The organism is Mesorhizobium sp. M0701 (assembly GCF_040320365.1).
Classification (GTDB): domain Bacteria; phylum Pseudomonadota; class Alphaproteobacteria; order Rhizobiales; family Rhizobiaceae; genus Mesorhizobium.
In genome coordinates this window covers 50316-65527 of sequence record NZ_JAMYPO010000025.1, presented here as the reverse complement: position 1 = coordinate 65527, position 15212 = coordinate 50316, and the positions used below count along the sequence as shown (strand labels likewise).

Below are 15212 nucleotides of genomic sequence, written 5' to 3'. Positions count from 1 at the left end.
TGCCAGAGTGGGGGCTGGTGTGAGAATGAATTTGGGCGTTGATCTGCTGCGGATCGAGGATGTTGGCATCTCTTTTGCCATTATAGGGGGACCGTTGCATGCCGTGAGGCGTGCAAATCTTCGCGTCCTGCCCGGCAAGGTTACCGCGCTTGTGGGCGAGTCCGGTTCCGGAAAATCGGTTCTCAGCCAGGCAGTGATGGGCATTTTGCCGAACACAGCCCATGTTCGCGGGCGTATCCTGTTTTCCGATCCTGAAAAGCCCGGCACGACGCAGGATATCCTGCAGATGCCGCGTGACGGACCCGAAATCCGGGCGTTGAGAGGCAGCCGCATCGGCAAAATATTTCAGGAGCCGATGACATCACTGTCGCCGCTGCATACGATCGGCAATCAGGTGAGCGAATCCCTGCAGATTCATACGCCCATGGCTTGGGTGGAGCGCAAGGCGCGGACCAAGGAAATGCTCGGACTTGTCGGCTTTCCCAACCCCAAGCGCGCCTATGACATGTATCCCTTTGAACTTTCGGGAGGATTGCGTCAACGCGCCATGATCGCCATGGCGCTTATCTGCCGGCCCGCGCTGTTGATCGCCGACGAGCCGACGACGGCGTTGGACGTCACCATCCAGGCGCAAATCCTGCAATTGCTGCGCGAGCTTCAGACGAAGCTGAACATGGCGATGCTGCTGATCACGCACGACCTTGGCGTAGTCGCCAACGTCGCCGACGAGGTGGTGGTCATGTACCATGGCGAGATCATGGAAGCGGGACCTGTGGAGGCGATATTCCGCCGGCCGGGCCACCCTTACCTGAAGGGCCTGATGGCAGCCGTTCCGCATTTCGACCTGAAGCCCGGCGAAAGGCTAAAGGCGCTCCGCGAGGTGCCGGTGAATGTCGGGAACCTGCTCGGCAAGCAGACGGCGCCGGCATCGAAGGGGCCGGACGACATCCTGCTGTCGGTCAGGGATCTGACAAAGACCTTCACGATCCGCAAGTCCGGATGGTTCGGCGGAGATCATCAAACCTCTGTTCGCGCCGTGGACGGCGTGAGCTTTGATATCAGGCGGGGTGAGTGCCTGGGTCTTGTCGGCGAAAGCGGCTCCGGCAAAACCACCGTCAGCAAGATCCTCATGCGGGCTGTCACCCCTAGCGGCGGCTCTGTGATCTTCAATGGCCGCGATGGTCCGATCGACGTCTTGGAAGCCGAGGGAGACGCCCTGCGCATGCTGCGCGCGAAAATCCAGATGGTATTCCAGGATCCGGTTTCGTCGCTTTCACCCCGCATGACGGTGGAGAACATTTTGAGCGAGCCGCTGGAAATCCATCGACGTGGCAATGCCGCGTCCCGACTCGCCACGGTCAAGAGCCTGATGCAGGCAATCGGGCTCGACCCGCGCTTCATAAAGCGTTATCCGCATAGTTTCTCCGGCGGGCAGCGTCAGCGTATCGGCATCGCGCGCGCGTTGGCGCTGGGGCCTGAACTCCTGATCTGCGACGAGCCGGTTTCGGCACTCGATGTCTCTGTCCAGGCGCAGATCCTGAACCTTCTGAAGGACCTGCAGAAGGAACTGGGCCTGACCTACCTGTTCATATCCCACAACCTCGCGGTGGTGGACTACATGGCAGACCGTATCGCGGTGATGTGCGGCGGGCGTATCGTCGAGCTCGCGCCGCGCGAAATTCTGCTTAGGAAACCGGTCCACCCCTACACGCGCTCACTGGTCGCCGCAGTACCTTTCCCCGATCTCGACAGGCCGATGGATTTCAAGACGCTGAAACTCAGCGGCGCTTCCGACACCAGCGCATGGGGACCGCAATTCCGCGACGAGGGCGACGAGGATATGCTGTCGCCGCTCGATCTTGGCGGCGGCCACCTCGTGCTGGCCCGACGTTCGGCCGATTTCAGCGAGCTACGCCATTGATCAGCCGGCGCACCGTCCTTGGACTCATGGCTTCGGCATTTCTGCCGGGCTCGTTGCGCGCCGGCGATCTGGAGCCGGAATTTCTTGAGCCGCAGCTGAAGGCCAGAGCGCTGCCGGCACTCGCCGAACGCCTGCCCAAGCGCCCTCGCGCGTTGAATCTCGCCGCGATGGGCCGGCAGCCCGGCCAATATGGCGGCACGCTGCGCACGATCATCGGCAGCCAGAAAGACATCCGGATGATGACAATCTACGGGTACGCTCGCCTGGTCGGCTATGACGAAAAGCTTAACCTGCAAGCCGACATTCTCGAAAGTTTCGATGTAGCGGATGATCGTGTCTTCACTTTCAAGATACGAGAAGGACATAAATGGTCTGACGGTAGCCTGCTGACGTCGGAGGATTTTCGCTATTGCTGGGAAGATGTCTGGCTGAACGATGAGCTTTCGCAAGGCGGGCTCGCCCCGGCCCTGCTGGCGGACGGCAAGCCGCCACGCTTCGAGATCGTCGATCCGTTGACGGTCCGCTATAGTTGGGATGCGCCCAATCCCGACTTCCTGCCCAAGCTCGCCGCTGCTTCGCCCCTATCGCTTGTTCTGCCGGCCGCCTATCTCAAGCAGTTCCACAAGAAATACCAAGATCCATTCCGGCTCGCCGGCCTAATGAAGGAGAACCGGGCCCAGAAATGGACTCTCTTGCATATCCGCATGTCGCGGCAGTATCGCCCGGAGAACCCGGAACTGCCGACGCTCGATCCCTGGCAGAACCGGACCAAGCCGCCGGCTGAGCAGTTCGTCTTCGAGCGGAACCCGTTCTTTCATCGAATAGACGAGAATGGCCGGCAACTGCCCTATGTCGACCGGATTGTCATGAATGTCAGCTCGTCGGCGATCATTTCCGCCAAGACCGGTGCGGGCGAGAGCGACCTGCAAGGCATGGGAATTGACTTCACCGATTACTCCTTCCTGAAGGATGCGGAGAAGCGCTACCCGGTGAAGATGCATCTCTGGAAACGCACACAAGGTTCGCGGCTGGCGCTGCTGCCCAATCTGAATTGTGCCGACCAGGTGTGGCGTGGCCTTTTTCGTGACGTGCGCGTGCGCCGCGCACTTTCGCTCGCTGTGAACAGGCGCGAGATCAATTTGGCTGTGTTCTACGGATTGGCGCAGGAAAGTGCCGATACGGTCCTGCCGGAGAGCCCGCTCTACCGGCCGGAATTCGCGAAAGCCTGGGTCGCCCATGATCCCGACCAGGCCAATGCCCTGCTCGACGAGGTCGGGCTTCAGGCGCGTGACGATGACGGCCTGCGGATACTCCCCGACGGACGCCCGGCGCAGCTCGTAGTGGAAACGGCCGGCGAAAGCACGCTGGAAACCGACGCGCTCGAGCTCATCACCGATCACTGGCGCAAGATCGGCATCGCCCTGTTCATCCGGACTTCGCAGCGCGACATCTTCCGCAGCCGCGCGCTTGGTGGCCAGATCATGATGTCGATGTGGTCGGGCATCGACAACGGCGTGCCGACCGCCGACATGAACCCCTACCAACTCGCCCCCACCGTTGATGACCAGCTGCAATGGCCGCTCTGGGGTGCTCACTACTTGTCCCGTGGCAAGGTCGGCGAAGCGCCCGATCTTCCGCCCGTGGTCGAGTTGATGGCTTTACTCAAGCGCTGGAACGCATCGACCGAAGCCACGGAGCGCGCCGAGATCTGGAATTCAATGCTGTCGATCTATACCGATCAGGTGTTTTCGATCGGCACGGTAAACGGAACGCATCAGCCGATTCTGGCATCCTCGCGGCTGCGCAATCTGCCTGACAAGGCGCTCTACGGCTACGACCCGACCGCCTATTTCGGTGTCTATATGCCGGATACATTCTGGCTTGGAGAGTCCTGAGCGTGCTTCGATATTTTGTCTGGCGTATCGCCGTGATGGTTCCAACGCTGCTGGTCATATCGGCACTGGTGTTCACGATCATCGAACTTCCCCCAGGCGACTATTTCGACAGCTATGTTGCCGAGCTTCGGGCTCAGGGCGAAGCGGTGGATTCCGATCGCATCGAGATGATGCGCAAGGAATATGGTTTCGACAAGCCACCGGTCATTCGCTACTTCTACTGGGTCGGCGGGATGCTGCACGGCGATTTCGGCTATTCCTTCGAATATGAGCTGCCGGTTCGCGACGTCGTCGGGGACCGAATGTGGCTGACGGTGCTGGTTTCCTTCGTCACGATCATCTTTACCTGGCTCATCGCCTTTCCGATCGGCATGTACTCCGCCACGCATCAATACAGCTGGGGCGACTACGGCCTGACTTTCTTCGGCCTTCTCGGCCTTGCGATTCCGAACTTCATGCTGGCGCTGATCCTGATGTATTTCGCCAACATCTGGTTCGGCACGTCTATCGGCCATCTCATGGACCAGCAATATCTCGGCGAGCCGATGAGCTGGGCCAAGGCGAAATCGATCCTCGCCCATCTCTGGATTCCGGTCTTGATCATCGGAACCGGGGGCACGGCAAGCATGATCCGGCGGCTGCGCGCCAATCTGCTCGATGAGCTACATAAGCAATATGTCGTGACCGCGCACGCCAAAGGCCTTCATCCCTTCAGGGCGCTGGTCAAATATCCGCTGCGCATGGCGCTCAATTTCTTCATTTCGGATATCGGCTCTATCCTGCCGGCCATCATCTCCGGTGCCGAAATCACGGCGATCGTGCTGTCTTTGGAAACGACCGGGCCGATGCTGATCAAGGCGCTGCAAAGCCAGGACATGTATCTCGCAGGGTCGTTCCTGATGTTCCTCGCCTTCCTGACAGTCATCGGCGTCCTGATTTCCGACCTGGCGCTGGCGCTACTTGATCCGCGAATTCGTTTGCAAGGCGGCAGCACCAAATGAACACGCAATCGCCGCTGCCCGCTCCGGGTGCCCCACTGCAACACTACGTTTCCATCGAGCCCTTTGACCTGCAGTCGGTCGAGGCGATGACGCCGGAGCAGGAGAAGGTCTTTCAGGCGTCGCAGTTGCGGCTGATGTGGTGGAAATTCCGTCGGCACCGGCTTGCCCTTGTATCCGGCATATTCCTGGCAGCGCTTTATTTCGGGATACTGATCTGCGAGTTCCTGGCGCCCTACGATCTGCACACGCGCAACATGGACTACATCTATTCACCGCCGCAGCGGGTGCACCTGTTCCACAACGGCGAGTTCGTCGGGCCGTTCGTCTATGGCCGCCAGATGACGCTGGATATGGACACGCTCAAGCGGAACTACGTCGAGAAACAGGATGATGTTCAGCGGATCCGTTTCTTCTGCAAGGGCGACAGTTACCGGTTCTGGGGCCTTATCGAAGGCGACAGGCATTTTGTCTGCCCTGCCGAAAACGGCCAACTCTTTCTGGCCGGCACTGACAGGCTGGGGCGCGATGTGCTCTCGCGCATCATCTATGGCGCACGTATTTCACTGACAATCGGCCTCGTCGGCATCAGTTTCAGCTTCCTGCTCGGCATTGTCATCGGCGGACTGGCCGGCTATCACGGCGGTATCTTCGACCTGATCGTCCAACGGATAATCGAAGTTCTGCAATCGATCCCCAGCATTCCGCTATGGCTGGCTCTGGCGGCGATCATGCCGATAACCTGGAGTCCGATCCTGATCTATTTCGGCATCACCGTCATCCTCGGGCTGCTCGACTGGACCGGACTGGCGCGGGCCGTGCGTTCGAAGCTTCTAGCCTTGCGCGAGGAGGATTACGTTCTGGCCGCGCAATTGATGGGCGCCAGAAGCAGCCGCATCATCGGGCGGCATCTCATTCCTGGCTTCATGTCGCATCTGATCGCGACGGCGACGATCTCCATACCCGGCATGATCCTGGGCGAGACGGCGCTGAGCTTCCTCGGGCTCGGCCTGAGGGCACCGATAACCAGCTGGGGCATCCTGCTCACCGAGGCGCGCAGCGTCAGCGTGATCGCGTTCTATCCATGGCTGCTTTTGCCGATGCTCCCCGTCGTTCTCGTCATCTTGGCGTTCAACTTCCTGGGCGACGGGTTGCGGGACGCCGCGGACCCCTACAAATGACATCGCTGTTCCGCCGCGTGCTGCGCCGCCGACTGCACCCGGTATGATCCTTGTCGGCAGCCTGTTCGCTTGTTGCAGTGTTCATCGTTCGCCTCTACACGCGGCAAGACTCGATCGGGGTTTAGCACGTCGGCCTGGGGTTTCAGCCGCGAAACGCTCTGGTCGGGGGCAGTTGATTTCGTGAACTGGTTCTGGACATACAATCGCACATGAGTCGCCTTGACAGTTTCATCCGGAGGATGACCGCACAGCGCGACATACTCGATCATGTCTGCGCCGAGGTTGCGGAGATGGAGGGGCCCGTGCTCGAGCTCGGCCTCGGCAATGGCCGGACGTTCCACCATCTGCGCGAGCGCCTGCCCGGACGCCGGATCGTAGCGTTCGATCGCGCACTTGCCGCACACGCCAGCTCAATTCCCGAAGCTGAAAACCTCGTGCTCGGCGAAATACGCGAGACGGCGAGCAGGTTCATTGGCATCGACGCCGCTCTTGTTCATGCCGACATCGGCACCGGCTATGAAGATCGCGATGCAGTGACCTCTACGTGGCTTCCCGATCTGACCGCGCGCCTGCTTCGCGTCGGCGGCATCGCGGTCAGCGGCACGCCGCTCGATCACCCGCAGTTGCAACGCCTCTCGCCGCCACCTTCGATTGCCGCCGATCGTTATTTTATCTGTAGGCGCGTGTGAGGGGCCGGGACGAGCCAACTCTTCAGGGCCAAGCCTTCAGGGGATCGTGTATACTGCTATCTCCCGGTCAATGCCGCGCAGCGAGACCTCGTGGGGCACGGGCGTCAGCGCGTTCCTGTGTAAGAGATCGGCGGTGAGATTGTCGTCGACCACCGCTCGAGTGGCGAAGATCGCCTGTGCGTTGGCAAGGTTCTGGACCCGCGAAGCAATGTTGACCGTCTGGCCGAAATAGTCCTGTCGCTCATTCATCGACACGGCGATGCAGGGGCCGGCATGGACTCCGATCTTGAGCAGCAGATCCTCGCGCCCGCTCTTGTCGTTGAGCGTACGCATGGCATCGCGCATCCTGAGGGCTGCAGCAATCGCACGATCAGGCGTCGCGAAGGTCGCCATCACCGCATCACCGATCGTCTTCACCACCGCGCCTGCCTCCGCCGTGACGATCTCGTGCAGAACCTGGAAATGCTCGCGCACGAGATCGAAGGCTGAAAGGTCGCCCACCCGCTCGTAAAGCTCGGTCGATCCGCGCAGGTCGGTGAACAGGAACGTCAGGCTGGTGATCTTCAGGCGCTGGTTGATGTCGAGTGTATCCGTGCGATAGAGATCGCGGAACGTCTGGTTGGTGAGCAGGCGCTTGGCGGTCAGGAAGGGCCGGCGTTTTCCCAGGAAATCATGCAATGTCTGGCCGGCGATGAAGACTGTCGGCAGCACGCGGGTGTCGGTCCGGTTTTCCAGCGAAATGCGCAACGGGCCGGGTTGCATCTCCAGCGTCTGGTTCTGGACATGGTCGCGGTCGAAGGCCAAAGAGAGGCTCCGGCGCTCCTTTGTTGGTTCGCCCTTCCCGTCGATGAACTGCGCTGAATGGGTGACCGGCTCGAAGACGATGATGAATTCAGACGGAAGCTGTATGGTCAGAACCGCCTTTTCACCGGGCGCAAGCTCGATATCCTCCAGCGAGAACGCTTCCAGCTTTTTCACGAAATCCTCTTCCGGCAGATCGACGCCGGACGCCCAGTAGATTTGGCGGAAATATTCCGCCACCGGCAGTTCGTGTGGATTGTGGGCGGCAATCCTGCGCACGCGGGGACTGACGGTGAATGTCACCTCGACCATCTCGTCGAGGGTCGGTGAATAGCCCTCGGAGCACAGCGCGCAGGTGTATTCGTCCTTTTGCAGGGTTTTCAGCGTGGCGTTGGTGTCGAGCACGCCGCCGCAGCCGGGGCACAGAACATTCCAGGAAATGTCGAAGATGCCCACCCGCGCCGCATGGAGAAAGGCGCTTATTGCGCGCTCCTCGTCGAGGCCATGCTTGCTGGCGAAGGCTGGCGCATTGATGCGGCAAAGTTCGCGGTCCTCGCCCTCCGCGATGGTTCGCTTGATCGCGTCGATCGCCTGCGGATCGACATCGGCCGATTGTCGCAGAAGTGAGAACAGATCCTGAGCTTCGTTCATCGTGCAGGCTCCGGAAAATGCACCCCGAGGCGTTTTGACCGGACCGGTCTTTGGTCCGAGTGCTCCATCTTACTTCGAAACGGACCGTACGGCCATTCGAATGGATAAGCCTGGTGACCGTTCAATTTCCATTCGGCGGATTTTAACCGGCCGCAAGCAGCACTATGATGGTCCATGGCGCATTCATCTTTGGGATTTTCTCCCATGCCGACATCCGACAATCCGCCATTTCCCGCGGCCCTGCGCCTTTTTTCTGCGGTGGTCATCATCGTCCTGATCGTAGGCGCCGGCCTGTTTTTCATGCCTGCGCTGGTGAAACCGGGCTGGCCTTGGGCCGTCACGCCGTTCAATGCGCGCTTCCTCGGTGGCTTCTACACCGCCGAAATGGTCGTGATGGCGGCACTGCTGGTCTGGAATCGCTGGTCGCCCGGCAGGCTCGTGCTCGTCATGGCCTTCATCTTCACCGTCATCGTGTCGGTGGCTTCGTTCATCAATCTCGGCTATTTCAACTTCGAGCGCAAAGCGCCCTGGCTGTGGTTTTTGGTCTATCTTGCTTCGGTCGCGGTATCCGGGCTGTCCCTGTGGCGGGCCAGGGCCCGTCCTTCTGCAAAAGGCGTGACCTTAAATCCCGCATGGCGCGGCTACATGCCGGCGGAATCCGCGATCCTTGGGCTCTATGGCGTCGGCCTGTTGCTGTTTCCCCTGACATTCAGTGGCATCTGGCCATGGCCGATCGATGCCTTCCACGCTCAGGTCTACAGCGCCATCTTCCTCGCCGGTGCGGGCGGTATATATCTCGTCTGGAGAAGCGCGCCGCGCGAGGAACTGCTGGTGCTCGGGTTGGCGCAGTTTCTGGTTGGCCTGCTTGCCATCCTCGGCGTCGTCATCACCAACGCTGCGGTGCACCGGATCGACTGGACGGCGACCGTGACATTGTGCTGGCTCGCCCTTTTCGGCTGGATAGGCATCAGCGGCGTCTTCAAACTCTACGCTGCCTCCCGGTATTTTTAGCTCGCAATCGGCATCATAGGTCAGAGACGGCTGGATTTTCAGGTGGCGTCCGGTGCATCGTACCGGGCCGATTGCCTTCGCCGGGAACGCCATGACCAGCACGACCTCGCCACCCTCCGAGAAAATCGAGCCGCTGCTGCGGTCCGTCCGGCCAAGCGATGCGGAGGCGCTTTGCGCTATCTTCAACATGCCGGGCTTCCGCTGGGGCACGCTCAGGATGCCTTTCGAGATGGTGGAGCAGGTGGCGCGGCGCATTGCCAAGTCCGGCCAGGAAACCACCTGGATCGTTGCCGAGCTGGACGGCAAGGTCGTCGGCCATGGCAGCCTGGTCGTGCAGGGTTCACCGCGCCGTTCGCATATCGGCGAGATCAATATTGGCCTTGACGATGCCTTTGTCGGCAAAGGTATCGGCTCTGCCATACTTGGCGCGCTGCTTGACGTGGCCGACAACTGGCGCGCCCTGAAGCGGGTCGAATTGACCGTCTATGCCGACAACGAAGCGGCTCTCCGTCTCTACAAAAGCCACGGCTTTGAGGTCGAAGGCCGGCATGTGAAGGCCGGCTTTACCGACGGGCAGTACCACGACCTCCTGAGCATGGCCCGGCTGCGGTTCTAAGATCCGCTGTTTGGCGTTAGCTGTTTAGCCAGTCTGACAATTCGTGCCGAGCGAACAGGTGATTGCTCATGGAGAGCTGCGTAGGATACGGCCATTTCGTCTCACGCCATCTTAATCGAGTTGACGATCTATGTGTGGGCCGGCCGCATCCAGCAAGTCTGGTCTCGCTTGGCGTTTGCACCGCAAGCGGCTAGACGGGACCAATGACCGCCGTCTTTGATCCTACCCCTTCCCCTACCCCTACGCCTCCGGTGGAAATTCTGACTGTGCTGTCGCTGCTCTGCCCGGAGGTCGTGCGCGACATCGAGCAGAACTGGAATGCACCGGTTTCCGACTACGCCCGCCATCTTTGGCGGCCGGTGGCAAGGCCTGCATCGGGCCCGGCGATCGCTGCTCGCTCGATCCTGCGCGAAGTCCTGCACCAGCGCCTCGGTATGATCATGCAGCCTGACGAGATCGGCAAAGCCCTCGACGAGTTCGAGCACAGACCGGTGATTCAGTCCGGCCTGCACTGCCTGCTTCTGATGGACCGGATCACCTTCGATGCCCTCCTGCTTGCCTGGCTCGGCGCAGTCGAAAACGGGCTGTCGGCCTTCGTCGGCTTCATGGGAACGACGATGACCATGGAGACAGTTGGCCGGGAGGGGCCGGGATGGCTCGATGTCGGCGACGACAAGGTCAACCTGTTTGGCATGGGGCGCCACAAACTGTGCCGCAAAAGCGCCTGCGTGGCCGGTCCCGTCTCCCTCAACAAGCGCGCGCTCGAAGCGGTGGGCGATGAAACGGATGCCAGCCGCTGGCTGGGCACACTGCTTGCCAGCCAGGACAAGGTGTTTGAAACCGCCGCCGATGCGCTGACTGCCCTGAACCAGGATCTGGTCGCCAATTGGGATCGTGCCGGCATGGCCCTGCCGGTTTTCATCGATGATCGGGCCGCCGCGGCTGCCATGGCGCGGCATCTGGAATATGACGGCAGCCTTCTTTCCAGGCTGCTCATTGAACCCGCAAGACGCCAGCGTCTCGAACATGCCTGGCAAGAGGCCACATCGAGCCCATTTGGCAGATTCCTGCCCAATGCCACGGACTATTTCTGGGGCATCCGCGAGGAGCGCGTGCGCAAGCTCGTTCTCGAGAACGGGCACCTGATCGAGCCCGACAGGCCGCAAGGTCTTTCCATCCCGTTCGAGCGGCCGTATCTCAGGCAGGCGCTGCTGGACGGCGTGCTGCTGCCGAACTTGTTCCTGACGTTCCTCGTCCTTGCCATATTGCCGCGCGTGCGGGTCGTGGGGGGCCTGAGACAGATTGGCTATGTAGCGCTTTTCCACTCGATCCTTCTGGCCGTGCTAGACGAAAACGCGCCGGAAGAGCGCGATCTGGCTGCGGAGCTGCAGGTTCGGGAAAATGCCTGGGGCATGCGGGTCATCGATGAAAAGATCTCAGTCCGCGAGCAGCTTGCCGGCCTGCCGGAAGGAGCGCTCTTCCCGGACCTGCTCCGGCAATACCGATTGCGGACATTTGCCGAGACGACCGACGACCTGAAACTGGTTCGCGAAAACGCCAGATGGCGCAAGATCGGCCAGGCAGAGATCAAGCCGACCTGAGCCTAATTCGCAACCGCAAGCCACGGCGATCTATCGGGGAGCCTCTGGCGTCTGATCCGGCCGCATAGGCCTCACCTGTCATTGCACCGCACCGCCCCTTGCGGAGCCCATCCACCACGTGTTCGAAATCGACCGGTTTCTTGTAGGGCAAGACTTTGCGACGGTATTCCAACGAATAGTCGGGATTGACGCGAAGCGCCTCCTGCCATGCCGCGCGGGCTTCGGCGAAACGGCCCAGATGGCCGTAGCTGCGGGCCGGAAGCACGCGAGACGTCGGTGACAGCGTTGCGAGTCAGCCCGTTGCATCAAGAGGTCAACGGCCTCCTCATCTTCATGATAGCAGGAAGACGGAGGGTAAGAGGGAACTTTCGCAGACGACGGCCACGCAGCCGCCCGAATGGGCAGCGCTCTGCCACCGGACCCACACGGATCGCTCGCTGCCGCTTGCCCGTCGACGACTATCGGTGCATCCTTGTGAATAGCCTGGCCGTGAAGTGCGGGCGAGATCACGCCGTCACGGCCACTAGTGAGGTCTTGTTCGATGGACTGCTCGGGCTGCGGTTTCGAGATTGAGGGCGGTTACGCCTTCTGTCCGAGGTGTGGCAGGCGCCAGCCCGTGCCATGCGCCAGTTGCGGCTACACCTGCGCACCTGATTTCGAGTTCTGTCCGAAATGTGGGGCAAGCGTCGGTGCGCCCGCAAAAGCCGTCGAACGGCCTGCTCCGGCACCAAGCCGGACCATTGTGCCGCCTTCTCGAACTCCGTCGCTGCTTTCGAACATGGAAAGCGAAGAAGGGCTGCATCCCGTCTCTGACGCCGATCGCCGGACGGTAACGGTCCTGTTCGCCGACCTTTGCGGCTTTACGACACTCAGCGAGCAGCTCGACCCCGAGGTCATGCAAGCGCTGCAGAACAAACTATTCAAGGAATTGACGGCGGCCGTACGAAACTTTGGTGGTTTCGTCGACAAATTCATCGGCGATGCACTGCTCGCTTTGTTCGGTGCGCCGGTCGCGCATGAGGACGATCCGGAACGTGCGCTTCGCGCCGCTCTCGACATGATCGCCCGGACGGCGCGGCTCGGCGAAAGCACCCCCCACTCCGGCTCGCCTCTGTTACTCCACATCGGCATAAACACTGGTCCGGTCGTTACTGGCGGATTGGGCATCGGCACCGCCAGATCCTATTCCGTGACCGGCGACACAGTGAATACGGCGCAACGCCTGCAATCGCTGGCCGCACCGGGTGAGGTGCTGGTAGGCGAGCTCACTCACAGGCTGACCCGGCATGCCTTTTCTTACGAGTCGCTGGGTGATGTCGTGTTTCGCGGCAAGGCTGGCAGCGTGCTCGTTCATCGACTGGACGCACCGCTAGCGGTGCCGCGTGCAGCGCGCGGGCTCGAGGCGCTCGGCCTCAGTGCGCCGCTAATAGGTCGTGGTGCGGAGCTCAATAGAATGATGGCGAGCCTTGACCAGGCGTGCGGCGGCTCGGCCCAACTTGTCCGCCTCGTCGGAGAAGCCGGCATCGGGAAATCGCGGCTGGTGAAGGAGTTCGTCGCCCGCGTCGGCGACGAGGAGCGTTTTCGCAACGTCGCCGTGCGGCAGGCCACGTGCTCACCGCTGGGTGAACAATCTTTTGGCGCCTTGGGCGCAGTGGTGCGCAGCGCTGCCGGGATGATGCAAAACGACAATGGGGACGAAATGCGGGGGAAGCTCGCAGGCTTGCTTGCCGATCTCGGCCTGCAGGGCGAGGAGGCGAAGCGGCTGATGCCTTTGCTCTACCATGTGCTTGGCCTTGGCGACCCCGATGCCACCTTGCAGCATGTCGAGCCCGAGCAGCTGCGGCGGCAAATTCTCTACGCAGTCCGCACAATCATCGAACGGCGGCTTGCGTTGTCGCCGTTATTGATTGTCGTCGAAGACCTGCACTGGGCCGACGCCGTGTCGCTCGAGGCACTACGTTTCGTGATGGACAGGTTGGAACGCACGCGGTTGATGTTGCTGGTCACGCATCGTCCGGCGCCGGACAACGACCAGCTCGACTCAAGTCGGGTCAGTCACACAGCGCTCAGGCTTCCGCCACTCAACAATGATGACGGACGCAGCTTGCTGGCAGCGCTTTTCGGCGAGAGCTGGGTAAGCTCCGCGGGAGGGCTTCTCGACCAGATCCTCGAGCGCGCGGGCGGCAACCCCCTTTTTGTAGAGGAAATCGTTCGCGGCCTTATCGATCGCGGTGTACTGATGCGAGACGGCCAGCGATGGCGGACTGTGGCAGGCGAAGTCGCAACCGGCATCCCCGCCACTATCCAGGCAATGTTGCTTGCCCGCGTCGACCGGCTGCCCCAAGAGGTGCGCCGGTTGGCCCAGGAGGCCGCGGTAATCGGCCCGCGCTTCGATGCCACACTTCTGAAAACCGTGACAGCCGACCCCGGCCGGCTCGAAGCCGGCTGCGAACTGCTTTGCGATGCGGAAATCATCGAGGAAGTTGCCGGATCAGGCTCGGTCTCGTCTCAAAGCTACCGATTTACGCAAACATTGCTGCAGGACGTGATCTACCAGAATCTGCTCCTGCAACGCCGGACCGAAATCCACGGGCGGATCGGTGCTGCCTTGGAGCAACTGTGCGGCGACGAGCCGGAACGGCTCGAGGATTTGACCGTGCTCGGTCATCATTTCGCACAGAGCGCCGAGCGGGAGAAGGGCGCGCATTACCTGCAGGCGGCAGGCGATCGCGCTCGCATGATATATGCCAATGACGACGCCCTTCGTTTCTACGAGCGAGCACTGACTGCGTTGGGCGCGATCGGGCAAACACCGCTCAAACTGGCAATTGCAGAGCGCATTGCCGATTTGAGCGGCCCGGCAGGCCGCCGCGAGATCGCGCACCACCACTACGAGACGGTGTTGCAGGCATACCGCGAGTCGGCCAATCGCGTCGCCTCGGCGCGAGTTTTGCGTAAGATCGGTCGGCTACTCTGGGATGTCGGCAAGCGGGACAAGGCAGAACCCCGCTATGCTGAGGCGGCAGCGCTCCTCGATGGAGCGGATGCCCCGATCGAGCAGGCGCATCTGTGGCAAGAACGTGGCCGACAGGCGTTCCGTAGCGGAGATCACGCTCTCGCGGCAAAATGGGCAGACGCGGCGCTGGATTGCGTAGGCACACTGACAACGGAGCATGTCTCCGAGGTAAGGTGTGATGCCACTCTTGTGACCGCCGAGGCACTCAATACCAAGGCTGTCGCGCTGGCTCGCCTTGGGCGAAACCGTGAGGCCGTGCGTCAGGTTGAGCGTAGCATTGAATTGGCCGAAGCCGCCGGTCTGCTGGGCGCGGCCTGCCGCGGCTACACCAATCTCGGCGTGCTCTACACGACCATCGATCCCGCAAAGGCGATGGAGGTCTGTCGACGCGGTCTTGAAGTGGCGCGCCGTATTGGTGATTTGGGTTTCCAGGCGCGCCTCCTCGCCAATCTGGCGGTCGCTTGTTGTACTTTCACGGATCGCTGTCCAACGGAGGGCGTGCCTGCTGCCGAGAAGGCCATCGAGCTCGACCGGGCGCTCGACCAGCGCGAGCACCTGCCGGTGCCGTTGATCGTGCTTGGGCAGATCCACCAGTGCAACGGCCGTCCGGACCTGGCGGTTGGGTTGTTCCACGAAGCACTGGACGTAGCTCGCGAAACGGGCGAACCCCAACTGCTGTTTCCGTGTTATGATGGTCTCGCAACGCTTAATCTCGACCTCGACAATCTGGCCGAGGCCGAACGCTACTTTTCCCTGGCGCAGGGTATATGCGCCCAGCACGGGCTCGACCCGGAAGCGCTTGTGGTGCTGCCTTTTCTCGACTAGCCGGGGT

At 61.3% G+C, this 15212-nt stretch carries 10 protein-coding genes and 1 pseudogene; 9 read left to right on the top strand and 2 right to left on the bottom strand.

The genetic code is table 11. The annotated features are described in order from the left end of the window. The first annotated feature begins 25 nt into the window (after positions 1-25). The 5 genes from NKI24_RS22190 (at position 26) to NKI24_RS22170 (ending at position 6684) form a co-directional block, all read left to right on the top strand. Complete coding sequence (locus tag NKI24_RS22190; protein WP_352450253.1) at positions 26-1921, top strand: ABC transporter ATP-binding protein; 1896 nt, start codon at positions 26-28, stop codon at positions 1919-1921. Next, positions 1918-3816, top strand: a complete 1899-nt coding sequence (locus tag NKI24_RS22185; RefSeq protein WP_352748288.1) for an ABC transporter substrate-binding protein — start codon at positions 1918-1920, stop codon at positions 3814-3816. The genes NKI24_RS22190 and NKI24_RS22185 overlap by 4 nt, the downstream gene beginning before the upstream one ends. Positions 3817-3818: 2 nt before the next feature. Beyond that, a complete protein-coding gene (locus tag NKI24_RS22180; RefSeq protein WP_023675966.1) occupies positions 3819-4817 on the top strand; it encodes an ABC transporter permease in 999 nt (332 codons plus the stop codon). Then, entirely contained in the window at positions 4814-5995 is a 1182-nt protein-coding gene (locus tag NKI24_RS22175) for an ABC transporter permease (RefSeq protein WP_352450251.1), read from the top strand. Before NKI24_RS22180 ends, NKI24_RS22175 begins: the two co-directional genes overlap by 4 nt. 209 nt (positions 5996-6204) lie before the next feature. Continuing rightward, positions 6205-6684 carry a class I SAM-dependent methyltransferase gene (locus NKI24_RS22170; RefSeq protein WP_352748285.1) on the top strand — a complete coding sequence of 160 codons (480 nt, stop codon included), beginning with the start codon at positions 6205-6207 and terminating at the stop codon, positions 6682-6684. 36 nt (positions 6685-6720) lie between these two features. Here the strand turns inward: NKI24_RS22170 and NKI24_RS22165 are convergent, their stop codons facing one another. Next, a complete protein-coding gene (locus NKI24_RS22165) occupies positions 6721-8136 on the bottom strand; it encodes an adenylate/guanylate cyclase domain-containing protein (protein WP_352450249.1) in 1416 nt (471 codons plus the stop codon). A gap of 204 nt (positions 8137-8340) precedes the next feature. On the opposite strand from NKI24_RS22165, the gene NKI24_RS22160 reads away from it, so the two are divergent. The 3 genes from NKI24_RS22160 (at position 8341) to NKI24_RS22150 (ending at position 11364) form a co-directional block, all read left to right on the top strand. Then, positions 8341-9147: a hypothetical protein gene (locus tag NKI24_RS22160; protein WP_352450248.1), complete on the top strand. Its 807-nt coding sequence runs from the start codon at positions 8341-8343 to the stop codon at positions 9145-9147. 91 nt (positions 9148-9238) lie between these two features. Next, entirely contained in the window at positions 9239-9763 is a 525-nt protein-coding gene (locus tag NKI24_RS22155) for a GNAT family N-acetyltransferase (protein WP_352450247.1), read from the top strand. A gap of 251 nt (positions 9764-10014) precedes the next feature. Further along, positions 10015-11364: a hypothetical protein gene (locus NKI24_RS22150; protein ID WP_352748281.1), complete on the top strand. Its 1350-nt coding sequence runs from the start codon at positions 10015-10017 to the stop codon at positions 11362-11364. 97 nt (positions 11365-11461) lie between these two features. On the opposite strand, the pseudogene NKI24_RS22145 reads toward NKI24_RS22150, so the two are convergent. Continuing rightward, positions 11462-11691 (bottom strand): annotated as a pseudogene (locus tag NKI24_RS22145) (adenylate/guanylate cyclase domain-containing protein); the annotation flags it as partial. Positions 11692-11905: 214 nt separating this feature from the next. Here NKI24_RS22145 and NKI24_RS22140 point away from each other — a divergent pair. Next, on the top strand, positions 11906-15205 hold the full coding sequence (locus NKI24_RS22140) for an adenylate/guanylate cyclase domain-containing protein (protein ID WP_352450245.1): 3300 nt from the start codon (positions 11906-11908) through the stop codon (positions 15203-15205). The last annotated feature ends 7 nt before the right edge of the window (positions 15206-15212 follow it).

Bases quoted from the DNA above. Each gene is read 5' to 3' on its own strand.
- NKI24_RS22140 (WP_352450245.1), top strand. From the start codon at position 11,906: ATGGACTGCTCGGGCTGCGGTTTCGAGATTGAGGGCGGTTACGCCTTC.
- NKI24_RS22155 (WP_352450247.1), top strand. From the start codon at position 9,239: ATGACCAGCACGACCTCGCCACCCTCCGAGAAAATCGAGCCGCTGCTG.
- NKI24_RS22190 (WP_352450253.1), top strand. From the start codon at position 26: ATGAATTTGGGCGTTGATCTGCTGCGGATCGAGGATGTTGGCATCTCT.
- NKI24_RS22175 (WP_352450251.1), top strand. From the start codon at position 4,814: ATGAACACGCAATCGCCGCTGCCCGCTCCGGGTGCCCCACTGCAACAC.
- NKI24_RS22165 (WP_352450249.1), bottom strand. From the start codon at position 8,136: ATGAACGAAGCTCAGGATCTGTTCTCACTTCTGCGACAATCGGCCGAT.
- NKI24_RS22170 (WP_352748285.1), top strand. From the start codon at position 6,205: ATGAGTCGCCTTGACAGTTTCATCCGGAGGATGACCGCACAGCGCGAC.
- NKI24_RS22160 (WP_352450248.1), top strand. From the start codon at position 8,341: ATGCCGACATCCGACAATCCGCCATTTCCCGCGGCCCTGCGCCTTTTT.